The 16237-nt window shown below is 69.7% G+C and carries 14 protein-coding genes and 1 tRNA gene; 8 read left to right on the top strand and 7 right to left on the bottom strand.

Going from position 1 to position 16237, the window contains the following annotated elements; translation table 11 throughout:
- Positions 1 to 597, bottom strand: a complete 597-nt coding sequence (locus tag AAIB33_RS09730; RefSeq protein ID WP_345803338.1) for a 5-formyltetrahydrofolate cyclo-ligase — start codon at positions 595 to 597, stop codon at positions 1 to 3.
- An 83-nt stretch (positions 598 to 680) separates the two neighbouring features.
- On the opposite strand from AAIB33_RS09730, the gene galU reads away from it, so the two are divergent.
- From galU to AAIB33_RS09705, 5 genes are all read left to right on the top strand, one after another.
- Positions 681 to 1568: a UTP--glucose-1-phosphate uridylyltransferase GalU gene (gene galU / locus AAIB33_RS09725; RefSeq protein WP_345803337.1), complete on the top strand. Its 888-nt coding sequence runs from the start codon at positions 681 to 683 to the stop codon at positions 1566 to 1568.
- Between the two features lie 34 nt (positions 1569 to 1602).
- The gene (locus AAIB33_RS09720) at positions 1603 to 2232 is read left to right on the top strand and encodes a GNAT family protein (protein ID WP_345803336.1); all 630 of its coding nucleotides are present in this window, start codon (positions 1603 to 1605) and stop codon (positions 2230 to 2232) included.
- Between the two features lie 162 nt (positions 2233 to 2394).
- Entirely contained in the window at positions 2395 to 3294 is a 900-nt protein-coding gene (locus AAIB33_RS09715) for a large exoprotein (RefSeq protein WP_345803335.1), read from the top strand.
- A 54-nt stretch (positions 3295 to 3348) separates the two neighbouring features.
- Positions 3349 to 3421: transfer RNA gene (locus AAIB33_RS09710), tRNA-Ala, on the top strand.
- Between the two features lie 274 nt (positions 3422 to 3695).
- Entirely contained in the window at positions 3696 to 5321 is a 1626-nt protein-coding gene (locus AAIB33_RS09705) for an MFS transporter (RefSeq protein WP_345803334.1), read from the top strand.
- Positions 5322 to 5387: 66 nt separating this feature from the next.
- Here the strand turns inward: AAIB33_RS09705 and AAIB33_RS09700 are convergent, their stop codons facing one another.
- Positions 5388 to 6980 (bottom strand): AMP-binding protein, encoded by a 1593-nt coding sequence (locus tag AAIB33_RS09700; protein ID WP_345803333.1) that lies wholly within the window; start codon positions 6978 to 6980, stop codon positions 5388 to 5390.
- Between the two features lie 129 nt (positions 6981 to 7109).
- Positions 7110 to 8189 carry a Glu/Leu/Phe/Val dehydrogenase dimerization domain-containing protein gene (locus AAIB33_RS09695; RefSeq protein WP_345803332.1) on the bottom strand — a complete coding sequence of 360 codons (1080 nt, stop codon included), beginning with the start codon at positions 8187 to 8189 and terminating at the stop codon, positions 7110 to 7112.
- A gap of 348 nt (positions 8190 to 8537) precedes the next feature.
- Between AAIB33_RS09695 and AAIB33_RS09690 the strand changes: the two genes are divergently transcribed.
- From AAIB33_RS09690 to AAIB33_RS09680, 3 genes are all read left to right on the top strand, one after another.
- Positions 8538 to 9446, top strand: coding sequence for a hypothetical protein (locus tag AAIB33_RS09690; RefSeq protein ID WP_345803331.1), 909 nt, complete (start codon positions 8538 to 8540; stop codon positions 9444 to 9446).
- Between the two features lie 117 nt (positions 9447 to 9563).
- Positions 9564 to 10364, top strand: a complete 801-nt coding sequence (locus tag AAIB33_RS09685) for a methyltransferase domain-containing protein (RefSeq protein WP_345803330.1) — start codon at positions 9564 to 9566, stop codon at positions 10362 to 10364.
- 135 nt (positions 10365 to 10499) lie between these two features.
- Positions 10500 to 10976, top strand: a complete 477-nt coding sequence (locus tag AAIB33_RS09680) for a YbaK/EbsC family protein (RefSeq protein WP_345803329.1) — start codon at positions 10500 to 10502, stop codon at positions 10974 to 10976.
- Here the strand turns inward: AAIB33_RS09680 and AAIB33_RS09675 are convergent.
- From AAIB33_RS09675 to AAIB33_RS09660, 4 genes are read right to left on the bottom strand one after another with little or no spacing between them, the layout of a single operon-like run.
- On the bottom strand, positions 10960 to 12876 hold the full coding sequence (locus tag AAIB33_RS09675; protein ID WP_345803328.1) for a glycogen debranching N-terminal domain-containing protein: 1917 nt from the start codon (positions 12874 to 12876) through the stop codon (positions 10960 to 10962). The genes AAIB33_RS09680 and AAIB33_RS09675 overlap by 17 nt on opposite strands.
- A complete protein-coding gene (locus AAIB33_RS09670; RefSeq protein ID WP_345803327.1) occupies positions 12873 to 13787 on the bottom strand; it encodes a carbohydrate ABC transporter permease in 915 nt (304 codons plus the stop codon). Before AAIB33_RS09670 ends, AAIB33_RS09675 begins: the two co-directional genes overlap by 4 nt.
- Complete coding sequence (locus tag AAIB33_RS09665; protein ID WP_345803326.1) at positions 13784 to 14875, bottom strand: sugar ABC transporter permease; 1092 nt, start codon at positions 14873 to 14875, stop codon at positions 13784 to 13786. The genes AAIB33_RS09670 and AAIB33_RS09665 overlap by 4 nt, the downstream gene beginning before the upstream one ends.
- A gap of 1 nt (position 14876) precedes the next feature.
- Positions 14877 to 16133, bottom strand: a complete 1257-nt coding sequence (locus AAIB33_RS09660; protein ID WP_345803325.1) for an extracellular solute-binding protein — start codon at positions 16131 to 16133, stop codon at positions 14877 to 14879.
- Positions 16134 to 16237 lie beyond the last annotated feature (104 nt).

Genomic DNA, 16237 nt, shown 5'->3' with positions numbered 1-16237 from the left:
TCAGCGCCGCGCGGGCGAGAGGACGAGGGTCTGAGTGGGGGTCACGACTCCCGTGACGGGCTGGTCGTGGACATCGCGCGGAACCTCGTCGAGGAGCTCGCTGTCGTAGATGACGGCGTACACGGGAGGGCAGCGCTCCATCGAGCCGAGCGTCTTGTCGAAGAAGCCGCGGCCCCATCCCATCCGCATGCCCGATCGGTCGACGGCCGCGGCGGGGATGACGAGCAGGTCGACGTCGTTGACGGCGATCGGACCGAGCAGCTCGCCGACGGGCTCGGGGAGCCCGAGGCTGCCCTCGGTGATCTCGCCGCCGGGCGTCGCGACGGCCCAGTCGAGCAGCCCGTCGTTGCGCGTGATCGGAAGGAGGACCCGGATGCCGCGCGCCACGGCGGCATCGACGAAGTCGCGCGTGCCGGGCTCGGTCGAGGTCGACAGGAAGCACGAGATCGAGCGTGCGCCGACACTCGCCACGAGCGCGTCGAGCTGCGCGGCGATGCCGCGGGCCGCGGCATCCCGAGCCGATTCCGACATGCACTGCCGACGCTCGCGCAGCTCCGCGCGGAGCGCGCGCTTGGCGTCGGCGATCGCGTCGGACATGGTGTCGATTGTAGGCGGGCACACGGGGTGCGGGATTCGCAAGCCCTCCCGGGCTCTGTCGGGGCCCTGAGTAGGATCGGGGGATGCCTCACAAGCCCTTCAAAGCGGTGATCCCGGCGGCCGGTCTCGGCACGCGCTTCCTGCCCGCCACCAAGGCCATGCCGAAAGAGATGCTGCCGGTCGTCGACAAGCCGGCTATCCAGTACGTCGTCGAGGAGGCGACGCAGGCCGGCATCGGAGACATCCTCATCATCATCGGTCGCAACAAGAACGCGCTGTCGAACCACTTCGACTCCGTGCCCGAGCTCGAGACCAATCTCGAGAAGAAGGGCGACACCGACAAGCTCGAGAAGGTGAAGCGGTCGAGCGACCTCGCCGACATCCACTTCGTCCGTCAGGGCGAGCCGAAGGGGCTGGGCCACGCCGTGCTGCGCGCCCGCTCGCACGTCGGCGACAACCCCTTCGCGGTGCTCCTCGGCGACGACCTCATCGACGAGCGCGACCCGCTCCTGACGAAGATGCTCGCCGAGCACGAGCGGACCGGCGCCGCGATCGTCGCCCTCATGGAGGTCGACCCCGCCCACATCCACATGTACGGCGCGGCGGCCGTCGAGGAGACCGGCGAAGACGGCGTCGTGAAGGTGACGGGACTCGTGGAGAAGCCGAAGGCGGAGGATGCGCCCTCCAACCTCGCCGTCATCGGCCGCTACGTGCTCGGCCCCGGCGTCTTCGACATCCTGGAGCGCACCCAGCCCGGCAAGGGCGGCGAGATCCAGCTGACCGACGCGCTGCAGGAGCTCGCGGCCGATTCGGACGGTCCCGGCGTGTACGGCGTGGTTTTCCGGGGTCGTCGGTACGACACCGGCGATAGGCTGGACTACATCAAGGCCATCGTGCAACTCGCCGCCGATCGGGAAGATCTCGGGCCCGACTTGCGACCCTGGTTCAAGGAGTTCGCGGCGACACTGTGACGGCACGGTGAGACCGCCCGGATGAGGGGGTTCGTTGGAACTGACCGCTCCCCGTCGCCACGGGCCGGTGTCGATCCGCCTCGTGCGTCAGCGTGATGCCCGGGTGCTGCAGCAGGAGCTGCTGAGCAACCGGTCGTGGCTGCGCCCGTGGGAGGCCACGAGCCCCGACGGTCCCGTCTCGTTCGACATGCGGCTCGGCATCCGCCGACTGCTGCAGCAGTACCGTGACGGCCAGGGCGTGCCCTTCGTCATGGAGTACGACGGCGAGGTCGCCGGGCAGCTCAACGTGTGGGGCGTCGCGCGCGGGTCGCTCGCCTCGGCGACGATCGGCTACTGGGTGAGCGAGCGCTTCGCGGGGCGCAACATCACGCCGACCTCGGTCGCGATGGCGACCGACATCTGCTTCAACGAGCTGCGCCTGCACCGCATGGAGATCTGCATCAGGCCCGAGAACCGCGCGAGCCTGCGCGTCGTCGAGAAGCTCGGCTTCCGCTACGAGGGCCTGCGCCGGCGCTTCATCCACATCGACGGCGACTGGCGCGATCACTACGCCTTCGCGCTCGTGCGCGAAGAGGTGCCCGAGGGCGTTCTCGAGCGCTGGGTGCAGGGACGTGCGCCGCAGGACGCCGCCACGATCCCGCCGGCCGACCGCCTGCACGCCTGAGCCGCGCGCCCGGGTCGACGCTCTCCCGGGGTTCGACGCTCTCTCGGGGTTCGACGCTCTCCCGGGATCCGACGCGCTCCCGGGATTCGACGCGCCCGGGGGTTCGGGAGACACGCCGGTATATCACCGGCCTCGGACATCCCCTCGCTTACCGTGGTTCCCATGGGTGGGCAGGTGCTGGGTGGGGGAGTCATCGTCCTCGTCGCCGCGCTCCTCTGGCTCGTCTACCTGCTGCCCTCGTGGGCGAGCCGCCGGCAGTACGACGCCGCCGAGCGCAACGCCGTCCGCCTCAATCAAGCCCTCCGGGTGCTCGCCGAGACGAGCGAGACGCCCGAGGAGGTGCGCCTCGAGCTCAACGCCCGCACGGCGCTCGCGCAGCAGCGCCTCGCGCGCCGCGCCCTCGCCGAGCAGGAGGAGCTCGCCAAGCGCACCCAGACCGAGCTCGACCAGGCCCGGCTCGAGGAAGCCCGCACGGCCCTCGCGGCCGCCCGCGACCTTCCCGCCGCGCGCCGGGCACGCGCACGACGACGCGCGCGACTGCTGACGTCGTCGATTGCGCTGGCATCGCTCGGCCTCATGGCAACGGGAGTCTGGGACCTCGTCGCGACGGGCGGCTGGGCCGTGCTCGCGTGGGGCGTCGGCCTTATGACCGTGTGCATCGTGCTGCTGCGCCGCATGGCTCGCGTCGGTCGTGCGCCGGCCGTCGTGCAGACGATGGATGCCGCGACCCGCGCGCCCCTCGCCGTGCAGGACGTCGCACTCCAGGCCGACGAGCGCGCGTGGGCTCCGCGCGAGCTTCCGCGCCCGCTCACAGCGTCTGCGGGCTCTCGCGCCGCCGCGGTGCTCGACGCGGTCGACGCCCGCGAGAAGCTGCGCGAGGCCGCCCTCGAGGAGGCTATGCGGGCCCGCGTGGACGCGCAGCGTCCGCCGTCGATCCAGACCGCCCGTCGCACCCGCGACGGATCCGCGTCGGGCGAATTCGGGCGCGCCGGACACGTCGACGATGCCGAGATCGAGGCGCATGTCCGGCGCCTGCTCGAGCGTCGCGCGTCGGGCGAGTGAGGCATCCACGATTCGGAGTGCCTCGCCGAGCGTGATAGTGTTTCTGAGGTTCACGGGCCTGTGGCGCAGTTGGTAGCGCGCTTCGTTCGCAATGAAGAGGTCAGGGGTTCGAATCCCCTCAGGTCCACGAAACGATGGAAGGGCGTCCGCTTTGCGGGCGCCCTTCCATCGTTTCGTCGTGTGCGGAGCGATTCGAACCCCTGGGCGGGCCCACGCCGCAGAGGCTCCGCGCGACGCGAAGCGGCGCGCGGAGGGGCGGTGGGGGCGAATCCCCTCAGGTCCACCGAGAGAAACCCCCGCTTGTCGGGGGTTTTCTTCTTTCCGTCGCTGTCTCGCGACTCCTCACCCGTTTCGGGTAGAGCCTCCCGCTCTCGACCGCTTCCCGGCGCTATCGTCGGCACATGAAGAACTGGCTCGTCATCGTCATCCTCGCCGTGGCGCAATTCGTGATGGTGCTCGACAGCACGGTCATGAACGTCTCGATCTCTCAGGTCGCCAGCGACCTCGGCACGACGATCACGGGCCTGCAGGCGGCCATCACGTTCTACGCGCTGACGATGGCGGCGTTCATGCTCACGGGCGGCAAGCTCGGCGACAAGTGGGGGCGCCGGCGCGCGTTCACGATCGGCTCGATCATCTACGGCATCGGCTCACTCCTGACGGGACTCAGCCAGAACATCGGGATGCTGCTCTTCGGCTGGTCGCTCGTCGAGGGCCTCGGCGCTGTGCTCGTCATCCCGGCCATCGCCGCCCTCGCCGCGATCAACTACACGGGCAAGGCGCGGGTCGCGGCCTTCTCGATCCTCGGCGCCGTGACGGGCCTCGCCGCCGCAGCCGGTCCGCTCATCGGCGGCTATCTCACGACCTACGCGTCGTGGCGCTACGTCTTCTTCGCCGAGACGATCGTCATGATCGTCGTCCTCATCTTCACGCGCCGCATCAAGGACGTGCCGAACGACCCGAAGCTCAAGATCGACCTCCTGAGCGTCATCCTGTCGGCGGGCGGCATGGCCCTGCTCGTCCTCGGCGTGCTGCAGAGCAAGACCTGGGGCTGGTTCGTCCCGCTGAACCCGCCGACGATCAACGGCGTCGAGATCGCCCCGCTCGGCGTCTCGCCGGTCACGTACCTCATCATCGGCGGCATCCTCGTGCTCTGGTGGTTCCTCAAGCGCCAGGCGAAGCTCGAGCGCGCCGGGGCGAACCCGCTCCTCAAGGTCAGCATGCTCACGATCCCGGCCCTTCGCGGCGGGCTGGCAGGCTTCCTCGTGCAGTACTTCGCGATCGCGGCGCTGTTCTTCGTCGTGCCCGTGTACCTCCAGACGATCCTGGGTTTCAACGCCCTCGAGACGGGGCTCAAGATCCTCCCGCTGTCGGCAGGCCTGATCGTTTGCTCGATCCTGGGGTCGTGGCTCACCTCGCGCCGCTCGGCGAAGTACATCGCCCGCGCGGGCCAGGCGACAATGGCGATCGGCATGCTCTTCGTGCTCATCGCGATCGGCCCCGAGCTGTCGGGCTGGGCGTTCCCCGTCGGCATGTTCGTCATCGGCGCGGGCTTCGGTCTGCTCGCCTCGCAGCTCGGCAACGTCAACATGAACGCCGTCTCGAAGGACGACACCTCCGAGGTGGGCGGCCTGCAGGGCACGTTCCAGAACCTCGGCTCCTCGTTCGGCACCGCGATCGTGGGCTCTGTCTTCATCCTCCTGCTCGCGTCGGGCTTCGGCGCGGCCGTCGCGCAGAACGCGACGATCGACGCCAACACCCGGACTCAGGTGAACGAGTACCTCGAGCAGGGCGTGCCGATCATCTCCCAGGAGCAGGCGAAGGATCTCGTCGTCAAGGCCGGAGGGTCGGAGGAGGTCGCGACCGCCGTCGCGCAGGACTACGCCGACTCGCAGGTCGAGGCCCTCAAGCAGGCGCTGTTCATCGTCTTCGGGCTCCTCGTGCTCTCGCTCATGCTGTCGCGCAACCTCCCCGCGGAGGTCGTGGCGAAGCCCGAGGAGGAGATCGAGGAAGCCGCGGCGACCTGATCGCCGACACCATGACAGAGGGATGCCCCGGCCACAGCGGCCGGGGCATCCCTCTGTCTGCCGGTGTCAGGCGTGCGCGAGCTCGCGCGCGCGCAGGTCCTTGCGGAGGATCTTGCCGGAGGTCGACTTCGGGATCGCCTCGATGAACTCCACGCGCCGCACCTTCTTGTGCGGGGCGACGTGCTCCGACACGAACGACATGACGTCGTCGGCGGTGAGGCCGGAGTCGGGAGCCGCGACGACGAACGCCTTGGGGATCTCCTGCTTGTCGTCGTCGAGGACGCCGATGACCGCGGCATCCATCACCTTCGGGTGCGACAGGAGCAGCGCCTCGAGCTCAGCGGGAGCGATCTGGTAGCCCTTGTACTTGATGAGCTCCTTCACGCGGTCGACGATCGAGAAGTAGCCGCCCTCGTGATACACCGCGATGTCGCCGGTGTGCAGGAAGCCGTCGGCGTCGAGCGTCTCGGCCGTCGCCTGGGGGTTGTTGAGGTACCCGAGCATGACGTTCGGGCCCTTCACCCACAGCTCGCCGGGCTTCGTGACGCCGCCCTCGCCGAGTTCGGTGATCTCCTCGCCCGTCTCGGTGTCGACGAGCTTGCACTGCTCGTTGGGGAGCATCGTGCCGACCGAGCTGACCGGGATGTCGTGGCGGTCGTGGGGCATCGCGTGCGAGACGGGGCTGAGCTCGCTCATGCCGTAGCCCTGCATCATGCGGGCGTGGATGCGGGCGCCGGCGGCCTCGGCCGTCTCGCCGTCGAGCGGTGCAGCGCCCGAGAAGACGGTGTGGACGCTCGAGATGTCGAACTGATCGACGATGGGATGCTTCGCCAGGGCGACCGCGATGGGCGGCGCGATGTAGAGGTAGGTGCAGCCGAAGTTCTGGATGTTCGTGAGGAACTCGACGAGGTCGAACTTGGGCATCGTGACGAGGCTCGCCCGCTGACGAAGAGCGAGGTTGAGGAGCACCGTCATGCCGTAGATGTGGAAGAACGGCAGCACCGCGAGCACGCGGTCATCGGCCTTGAGGTCGATGTTGACCCGCGACTGCTGCACATTGGCGATGAGATTGCGGTGGCTGAGCATGACGCCCTTGGGCACGCCCGTCGTGCCCGACGAGTAGGGGAGCACGGCAACATGCGTCGCGGGGTCGAAGCTCACCTCTGGCGCCGCGTGCTGCTCGGTGAGGAGCTCGCGGAGGTTCAGGTGCCCGTGCGCCCCATCGAGGACGATGACCCGCTCGTGCGGAATCCCGACGGCTTCGGCGGCGGTCGAGGCCTGGGCGAGCAGGGGGGAGACCGTCACGAACCAGGTGGCGTGGGCGTCCTCGAGCTGCTTCCCGATCTCGCCTGCCGTGTAGAGCGAGTTGATCGTCGTGACGGTGGCGCCGGCTCGCAGGATGCCGTGGAACACGGTCGCGAAGGCCGGAACGTTGGGGCAGAGGAGCGCGACGGTCGTGCCGACGCCCACACCGCGCGCGGCGAGCGCTCCGGCGAACGCGTCGACCTGGGCACGCAGGGCGCCGTACGTCGTCTCGGCCCCGGTGGCCGGGTCGATGAGGGCGACGCGGGCCGCATCATCGGCGGTGAGGGACCCGAAGAGGAAGTCGTAGACGCTGACGTCGGGGATCTCGACATCGGGGTACGGGCTTGAGAACACGAGGCTTCTCCCTTGACTCATCGTGCGGCGCGCCCGGCGACGATGCCGGGCCGCTCCATCCTCGCACAGGGAGATTCCTGCCGTGCGACTGAGTGCCGGAACCGCTGGCACTCAGTCGCACGGCGGGGCTCAGGCGAGCGCGTGGGCGCCGTGCGACGCGCCGGCGGCGAGGCGCTCGGCGGCGAGCCCTTCGGCTGCCTCGAGCGGCGTGACCCCGCGGGACTCCGCCTCGTCGAAGATGCGGCGCACCGTGTCGCCGATCGCGGCGACGCGATCCATGATCTCGGCGCGCGTGCCGAGGTGCTTCGCCTCAAGGTCGAGGTAGATGACGCCGCCCGCGTTCACGACGAAGTCGGGGGCGTACAGGATGCCGCGCGCGGCGAGACGGTCGGCACCTTCGTGCGAGGCGAGGGGGTTGTTGGCCGGACCGCAGACGGCCTTCGCGTCCAGCGCGTCGATGACCTCGTCCGTGAGGACGCCGCCGATGCCCGCGGGCACGAAGACGTCGGCCGGAATGAGGTGCTCGGTGCCCGCCTCGGCCCACTCGGCGCCGAGCTCGAGAGCCAGGTCGCGCTTGGCCGGATTGACGTCGGTGACCGCGAGGCGCGCGCCCTCCGCCGCGAGGCGCACGGCGAGGCGGCTGCCGACCTGGCCGAGTCCCGCGATGGTGATGCGGCGACCCGCGACGTCCGACGATCCGGTCACGCGCTCGAGCGTCGCGCGCAGCGACTCGTACACGCCGAGGCTCGTGGGTCCGGCGGGCTCGCCCGAGCCGCCGACGGCGTCGGGAAGACCGACGACGTGCTCTGTGCGCTCGCTCACGACGAGCATGTCCTCCGTCGTCGACCCGACGTCCTCAGCGGTGCGGTACAGGCCGTGCAGCGACTCGACGGCGTCGCCGAGGTCGAGGAACGCCGCGCGCCGGCGCTCGGCGTCGAGCGTCATTCCAGGCTCGAGGCGGATGACGGACTTGCCGCCGCCCGCGTCGAGACCCGCGGCGGCGTTCTTGAGGGTCATGGCGGCCGAGAGGCGCAGGGCGTCGCCGAGGGCGTCGCTCCAGTGGTCGTACGTCCACAGGCGGGCGCCGCCCAGTCCTGAGCCGAGCACGGAGGAGTGCAGCGCGACGGCGATGAACAGTCCGCTCCGCCGGCCGGTGATCACCTCCACGCGTTCGTGCAGGAAGTCGGGCAGGGGCAGGTGGTGCGACATCGCGATCCTCTTTCGGCGGGCCTTGTGGGCTGTGCTCGGCGGACGCCGCGGCTTTGCGGCATCCACTCTCTATTGCACCACCCCCTGACGGAGTGTTCAACTCCCCGCCGGAGTGTTGCGCATTCTGCGCAGTCGACCCGCGCTGTCTCTTCAACTCGACAGCCGCAGTGTCCCTCAGCTCGGCTCGGCAGGACAGAAGTGGCGCCTGCGGCCCTGATGCCCGGCGTGTCGTCACAGCCAGCCGAGCTGCGGGACACTCTCGCCTCCCCAACCCGGCGCCGACGCCTCCTTTCCACGGACTCTTCGTGGCCCAGATATGACCGCCGGCCCGAGCCCGAGGGTGTTCGCATGCCTCGCGCCGCTCGCCACCTCGCCCTCGCCCAAGCCCTCGCCGGTCATCTCGAGCCCGACGGCACTGCCGTCGACCCGCGCCTGTTCACGACGGCCGACCTCCGTCGGTTCGGGTGGACGAAGCGCGATCTCGCCGGCGCCGTCGCCTCCGGCTCGCTCACGACCGTGCGTCGGGGGGTGTTCCTGTGCGCGGGCGCCTCCGACGAGATCGTCGCCGCGGTGAAAGAGGGTGGTCGGCTGGCCTGCGTCTCTGTCCTGCAGCCGCTCGGCGTCTTCGTGCTGAAGCGATCGAAGACACACGTGCATTTCGAGCGCGGGACGTGGAAGCACACGCCCCGCAAACGGACGCAGATCTGGCATTGGAGACCGCTCCAGCGATCACCGCACCCGCGCGCGACGTGCGTCGGTCTCATCGACGCTCTCGCGCAGGCGACGACGTGTCAGTCTCCGCGGGCCGCGGTCGCGACTCTGGACTCAGCCCTGAACCTCGGTCTCATCTCACTGGAAGATCTGGACGAGATCTTCGCGCGTGTGCCGGCCCGTCGGCGGGTGCTCCGCGGGCTCGTCGACGGACGCGCGGAGTCCGGACCGGAGACCTTCGTGAGGCTGATGGCGCTCGCCCTCGGGTTCGAGGTGCAGCTGCAGGTACAGATCGACGGTGTCGGACGCGTCGATCTGGTGCTGGACGGGTGGCTCGTGGTCGAGTGCGACGGCGAGAAGTTCCACAGCGGCTGGGCATCTCAGAAGGCGGACCGCCGCCGCGACCTCGCCCTGGCGGCTCGCGGTCTCACCTCCATCAGACCGATCGCGGAGGACATCCTGTTCCACCCGGAGGACGTCATGGACGCCTTGCGCGGTCTTCGCGCGGCGCACGAGGCACTCGGGCAGGCCGGGTCTCGTCCCTGATCTCGGCTGGGCGTGACCCCTGAGGCGAATCCAGTCTGTCTCGGCGGCGTGTCGTCACACTCAGCCGAGCCGCGGGACGCTTCCGCGAAGCGATGCGCCGCGGGCTAGGGTCGGAGGATGCCCGAGCAGTACACCCACGGCCACCACGAGAGCGTTCTGCGATCGCACGAGTGGCGCACCGTCGAGAACTCCGCCGCGTACCTCGTGCCGCACCTCCGACCGGGGCTCCGCGTGCTCGACGTGGGGTCGGGGCCCGGCACGATCACGGTCGACCTCGCCGAGCGGGTCGCCCCGGGTCGGGTCACCGGACTGGATGTCGCAGCCGACGTCGTCGCCAAGGCGGCTGCGCTCGCCGCGGATCGAGGCCTTGGCAACGTCGACTTCGCGACGGGCGACGCGTACGCCCTCGACGTCGAGCCCGGCACGTACGACATCGTGCACGCGCATCAGGTGCTGCAGCACCTCTCCCGCCCGGTCGACGCGCTGCGGGACTTCCGTCGCATCCTCGCGCCCGGAGGCGTCGTCGCCGCCCGCGACGTCGACTACCGCGGCGTCATCTGGTACCCGGAGGTGCCGGGACTCGACGAGTGGCACGACGTGTACCTGCGCGTGCACCGGATCGTCTCCGGCGAGCCCGCCGCCGGACGAAGACTCAAGGCATGGGCGCGCGAGGCGGGATTCGGCGAGGTGGAGTCGTCCGCATCCCTGTGGCTCTTCGAGACGCCCGAGGCGCGCGAGTGGTGGGGCGGAGCGTGGGCCGACCGCGCCCTGCGTTCGGCGTTCGCGGAGCACGCCCTCGAGCACGGCGTGACCGACCTTGCGGGTCTCGAGCGCATCGCCGAGGGGTGGCGCGAGTGGGCGGTTGCGGACGACGGCTGGCTGCTCATGCCGCACGGCGAGATCCTCGCCCGCGGCTGACCGGTCGCCCGCGGGCCCGCCGCACGGCGAGATCAGCGCCCGCGGCTGACAAGTCGTCGCCGCGCCTGCCGCACGGCGAGATCCTCGCCCCGCGGCTGACGAGTCGTGCGCCGGGCCCGCCGCTAGGCTGAGCCGGTGACCGCCCATCTCCCCGCTCGCAGCCGACTCGTCCACGACTCCCTGCGCGAGGCAGGCATCGCGGGGGAGATCGTCGTGCTTCCGGATGCCGCGTCCACCGCGGTCCTCGCCGCGGAGGCGCTCGGTGTCGAGGTGGGGGCGATCGCGAACAGCCTCGTCTTCTGGTCGGACGGCGAGCCGCTCCTCGTCATGACGAGTGGCGCGCACCGGGTCGACACGAAGGTCCTCGCCGAGCGGCTCGGCCGCGACAAGATCCAGCGCGCAACACCGGAGCAGGTGCGCGAGGCGACGGGCCAGGCGATCGGCGGCGTGGCGCCCACCGGGCATCCCGCACCCCTCACGACCATCGTCGACGAGGAGCTCGCGCAGTACCCGGAGATCTGGACGGCGGGCGGCACGCCGCACACCGTCGTGCCGATGACCTACGACGAGCTCGTGCGCCTCACCGACGGCAGGGTCACGAAGGTCGACTGAGCCGCACCGCCTCGGCACACGCCACCGCTGCGGCGGCCGACCACGCCTGCGGCCGGCAGGCCGCCGGGTAGGGGATCGGCGTCGACGTCTCGGCGGCGGAGTCGCCGGAGAAGAGCTCGGGAACGCGGAAGCCGAAGCCCTCCGCCGCGGCGAGCAGCCCCTCGACGACCTGCAGCGCCTCGGCGTGCAGGCCGGCTCGCGACATCCCGTGCATCGCGATCGCCGTGTCGTGCGGCCAGACACTTCCGCCGTGGTAGCTCAGGGGCCAGTAGCCTTCGGCGCCCGTCGACATCGTGCGGATGCCGAACCCCGACGACATCGCCGGTGTGAGCAGCAGCGCCGCGACCTCGCGCTCCTCCTCGGGATCGAGGATGCCGGTGCCGAGGAGGTGCCCGATGTTGCTCGTGAGGGTGTCGACCGGGCGCCGGTCGGCGTCGAGCGCGACCGCCGGGTACCTGCCCTCGGGTGTCGTCACCCAGTACGCCGCCCGGAAGCGCTCTCGGAGCGCGGCGGCCCAGAATCGCAGCTCGTCGCCGCCCCTCTCGCCGAGTGCGTCGAGCAGATCCGCGCCCCGCCGAGCGGCCTCGTATGCATACCCCTGCACTTCGCACAGCGCGATGGGGCCGCGGGCGAGCGAACCGTCGCGCCACTGGATCGAATCCCCGGAGTCCTTCCAGCCCTGATTCGCGAGGCCGTGCCCCGTCTCGTCGATGTAGTCGATGAACCCGTGCCCCGAGCCGTCGCCGTGGTCGGTGATCCAGGCCAGCGCGCGGCGGAGCGCGGGCACGAGCGCCTCCACCTCGGCGCGCGGGATCCCCGCCTCGAACGCGTCGGCGAGCAGGCACACCCACAGCGGCGTGGCGTCGACCGTGCCGTAGTACAGCGGCGGCAGGAGCACGTTCTCGCCCGGCAGCGCGAGCGGCGCGCTGCGCAGCTCGTGCGGGATCTTGCCCGGCTGCTGCGCGGTCTCGACATCGACGCGGTCGCCCTGCAGTCGGGCGAGGACACGCAGAGTGGATGCCGCCATCCCGACGTCGACCGGCAGGGCGAGGCGCGCCGCCCACAGCGAGTCGCGTCCGAAGAGCGTGAAGAACCACGGCGCGCCCGCGGCGTAGAACTCGTCCTCCGGATGGTCGGGGAGTGCGAGCCGCAGCGCGTCGAGATCGCCGAGCGCGACGTCGAGCCATCGGTCGATGCGGGGGTCGCGATGATCACGGCGCCGAGGAGCCATCGCGGCCGACGCGCCGCCCTGCACGACGAGAGAGGGATCATCAAGCGTCAGTGCCCATGCGACGGAGGCGCTCGCGCGGCCATCCACGTGCACGTCCCAGGAGAGCAGGATCGCGCCGTCGTCGACCCGCACGTCCGCCTCCGGGGCGGACACCGAGAACGAATGGATGCCGGACGCCACCGTGAAGGGCGCGTCAACGCCGGCCGCCCGAATCGCCTCCCACACGCGGCCCGTCGGCGTGCCGGCCTTCACTTCCTGCATCGGCGCGAACTCCGGCACGACGCGCAGCCTGAGCGTGAGATCGATGGCGTTGCCGACGTGCGAGACCACCGTGAAGGTCTCGCCGACCGTTCCCGCGGCGACCTCCCGCTCCCGCAGCAGCCGCACCTTGGGATCGGGCCAGTGATCGTCGAGCGCGCGCAGCAGTCCGCCGAAGATGACGCGAGACGGACCGTCGGGTGAGACGGAGATCCACTCCGGCGATGCGCCGTCGCACGTGAGCACCGCCCCCCGCACATGCCGCAGGTCGCCGTGGTAGACGCCGTGGATCTCGGCGTGGCCGAGATCGCCGGATGCCCCCGACCACACCTGCGTCGGTGCGCGCAGGGCGATGATCGACTCGTGGAGGAGCGGCTGCAACGGCGCCGCGGAGGGATCGTGCTCCGTCATCCCTTGACCGCCCCTTCGCTCGTGTTCATGATGCGCCGCTGGAAGACGAAGAACATCACCGCCACCGGGATCGTCATGATTGCCGCCGCAGCGAGCTTGATCGGGAACTGGTTCCCCTGGCTCAGCTGTCCCGAGGCGAGCGACGCGACGCCCTTCGTGAGGGTCGTCAGCGCCGGCGACTGCGTCGAGACGATGAAGTGGTTCAGCTCGTTCCACGACCCCTGGAACGACAGGATGATGATCGTCATGAGCGCGGGCCGCGCCATCGGCAGCACGACCGACCAGAACAGCCGGAACGAGCCGGCGCCGTCGATGCGGGCCTGCTCCTCGACCGACACCGGGATGGACTCGAAGAAGTTCCTCATGATGAACACCCCCGCGGCATCCACCAGCAGCGGAAGGATCATGCCCGCGTACGAGTCGTAGATGCCGATCTGGTTCAGCACGAGGAATTTCGGGATCAGCAGCACGACGGTCGGCACGCCCATGACGGCGATGATGAGCGCGAAGATCACCCCGCGTCCGCGGAAGTGCAGGCGGGCGAGCGCGTAGCCCGCGAGCGAGACGAAGAACACGCGCCCGAGGGTCACGAAGATCGTCACGATCGCGGAGTTCGCGAACCACAGCGGGAAGTCGCTGCGGTTGAACAGCAGCCGGTACGCGGCGAACGACCACACCGTCGGGATCAGCGACATCGGATCCGCGGTGGCCTCGGCGTCCGTCTTGAACGACGTCGCCACCTGCACGAGGAACGGATAGATGTAGATGATCGCGAAGACGACGAGCACCAGGTACAGGGCCACCTGCCCGCCGACGGATCTGATGGTGAACCGCCGGCGCCGGCGCGCAGGCGGCTCGACGGGCGTGGCGAGGGCGGCGGCGTCGGCCACCGCGACGGGCGTGACGGTCATGACGTCGATCCCTTCACCTGGTACTGACGGATGCGGCGCTTGGACACGGGGCGCTCTCGGAGCACCCAGCGCTGGAAGAGCGTGAACACGATGATGATGACGAAGAGGATGAAGGCGATCGCGGCGCCCTGCCCCCACTTCTGGTTCTCGAACGCCGCCTGATACGAGAGGTAGGCGGGTGTCAGCGTGGTCTTGGCCGGTCCGCCCTGCGTGCCGGTGTAGATCTGGTCGAACACCTGCCAGCAGCCGATCAGCCCGAGCGTCACGACGGTGAAGATCGTCGGGCGCAGCTGCGGAAGCGTGATGTACCAGAAGCGCTGCCACGCGGTGGCGCCGTCCATCATTCCGGCTTCACCGAGCTCCGAGCCGATGTTCTGAAGTGCCGCGACGAACAGGAGCATGAACGTGCCGCTCGTGGTGAAGACCCCCATGAGCACGAAGGCGGTCATCGCGAAGGACGGGCCGGACCACCACTCCCACCAGGAGACGCCGAGGAAGGTGTTCTGCACCATCCAGTCGGGGCCCGCGAGCGGCCCGAGGCCCAGCGCCGCATGGATGATGCCGCGCGGGTCGTGGAACCAGTTCGGTCCGTCGATGCCGACCCACGACAACACCTCGTTCACGACGCCCGTCGCATTGAAGAGGAAGAGCCAGAGGATCGTGATGGCGACCGAGCTCGTCATGGACGGGAAATAGTACGCGGTGCGGAAGAAGCCCCGGCCGCGGATCACAGCCCGGTTGATGAGCACGGCGAGGAAGAGCGACAGCGCCGTCTGGAGAGGCACGACGAGCACGACGTACCAGGCGTTGTTCCGCAGCGCGATGCCGAAGTTGCGCTCGGTCAGCCCGCCGCCGGTCGTGACGGCGGCGTAGTTCTCGAGGCCCACGAATCCGACCCGCGACGAGAACGGGCTGCCCCGGCCGTTCCAGTCCGAGAAGCTCACCCACAGCGCCATGAGCACCGGGATGAAGAGGAAGACGCCCAGGATGATGATCACGGGCGCCGTGAAGATCCATCCGGCCAGGCCCTCGCCGCGCCGGATCCCGGAGGATCCGGCGCGACGCGGCGTCGCCACCGCGCTCGGCATGTCAGCCGCCGACCACGGCCTCGAGGTTCGACTGCACGGAGTCGAGGATCTGCTTCGGGTCGCTCGTCTTCAGGCTCTCGAGCTGAGCGTTGAAGTCGGTGATGACCTCCTGCGTGCCGTCCTGCGTCGGCATGAACTGCGCGTAGTCGGCGCCCTTCAGGAACGCGGCCAGGTCGGGGTTGTCACTGCTCCACTGGTCGGCCGCCGACTGGATCGAGGGCATCGGGCCGAATGCCTTCGAGAACGCGAGCTGCTGGTCGGTGGAGGTGAGGTACTCGGCGAGGTCGAGCGCAGCCTTCTGGTTGGGGCTGTCGGCAGCCATGCCCCAGCAGTTCGTGTACTGCATCGTGCCCTGACCCTTGGGCCCGGCGGGAAGCTCGGCGACCGTGTACTTGACGTCGGGGTAATCGGCCTTCATGGCGCCCGTGATCCAGTTGCCCTCGATCACCATCGCCACGAGCTGCTTGCCGAACGCCTCACCGCCCCAGCCGGCACCCAGGTCCTTGGCGTAGCCGAAGTAGCCGCCGGTGAGCCCGTCCTTCACGTAGGTGAGGGCATCCACGTTCTCCTGGCTGTTCGCCACGGCCTTGTCGTCCTTCACGAGCGCGCCGCCGGCCTGAGCCATGAACGCGCCGAGCCGCTGATACTCGTTGCTGAACCCGAGGCCGACGACGCCGTTGGTCGTCAGCTTCTTGCTGACTTCGGTGAGCTGGTCCCAGGTCGTCGGCACATCGGCGTCCGTGAGGCCCGCCGCCGCCCACAGGTCGGTGTTGATGATCAGCTGCAGCGTCGAGAAGTCCTTGGGCGCGCAGTAGAAGTCTCCGTCGAAGGTGAAGTTGTCGACGAGGCTCGGATAGAAGTCGTCCTTGTTCTTAAGCTCATCGCCGTACGCCTTGAGCGACCCGTTGCCCGCGTAGCCGGCGATCGCCTCGGGCGCGAGGTAGAAGAGGTCCGGGGGAGAGCCGGCCGCGAAGCCCTGCGCGAGCTGCTGATTGAGGTCGTTCGCCGTCTGGACCGTCGCCTTGACGCCCGAGTCCTTCGACCAGGCCGCGACGGCGTCCTCGACAGCCGTCGTCTCGGCTTCGCCGCTCGAGCCGATGAGGAGCGCCAGCGCGTCGTCGGACGAGGTGAGACCGCCCGAGCTCCCGGTATCCGCCGGCTCCTCGAACCCCGAACCGCCGCAGCCGGAGAGCACGAATGCTCCCGTCATGAGGACCGCGCCCGTGGCGAGGGCGGCGCGCAGGGTGTGCCGTGTCATGTCTCTCTCCTTTGATGAGTCAGGCTCGACGGCCGGTCGGTGCAGAAATTTGAACGATCAAAGTCGGCCGTCGAGGTGACATTACGTCGCGCTGATTTGCGCTG

This window comes from Microbacterium sp. AZCO (genome assembly GCF_039614715.1).
Classification (GTDB): Bacteria; Actinomycetota; Actinomycetes; order Actinomycetales; family Microbacteriaceae; genus Microbacterium.
Note: the sequence above shows the minus strand (reverse complement) of the source record. Positions and strands in the feature narration are given on the sequence as shown.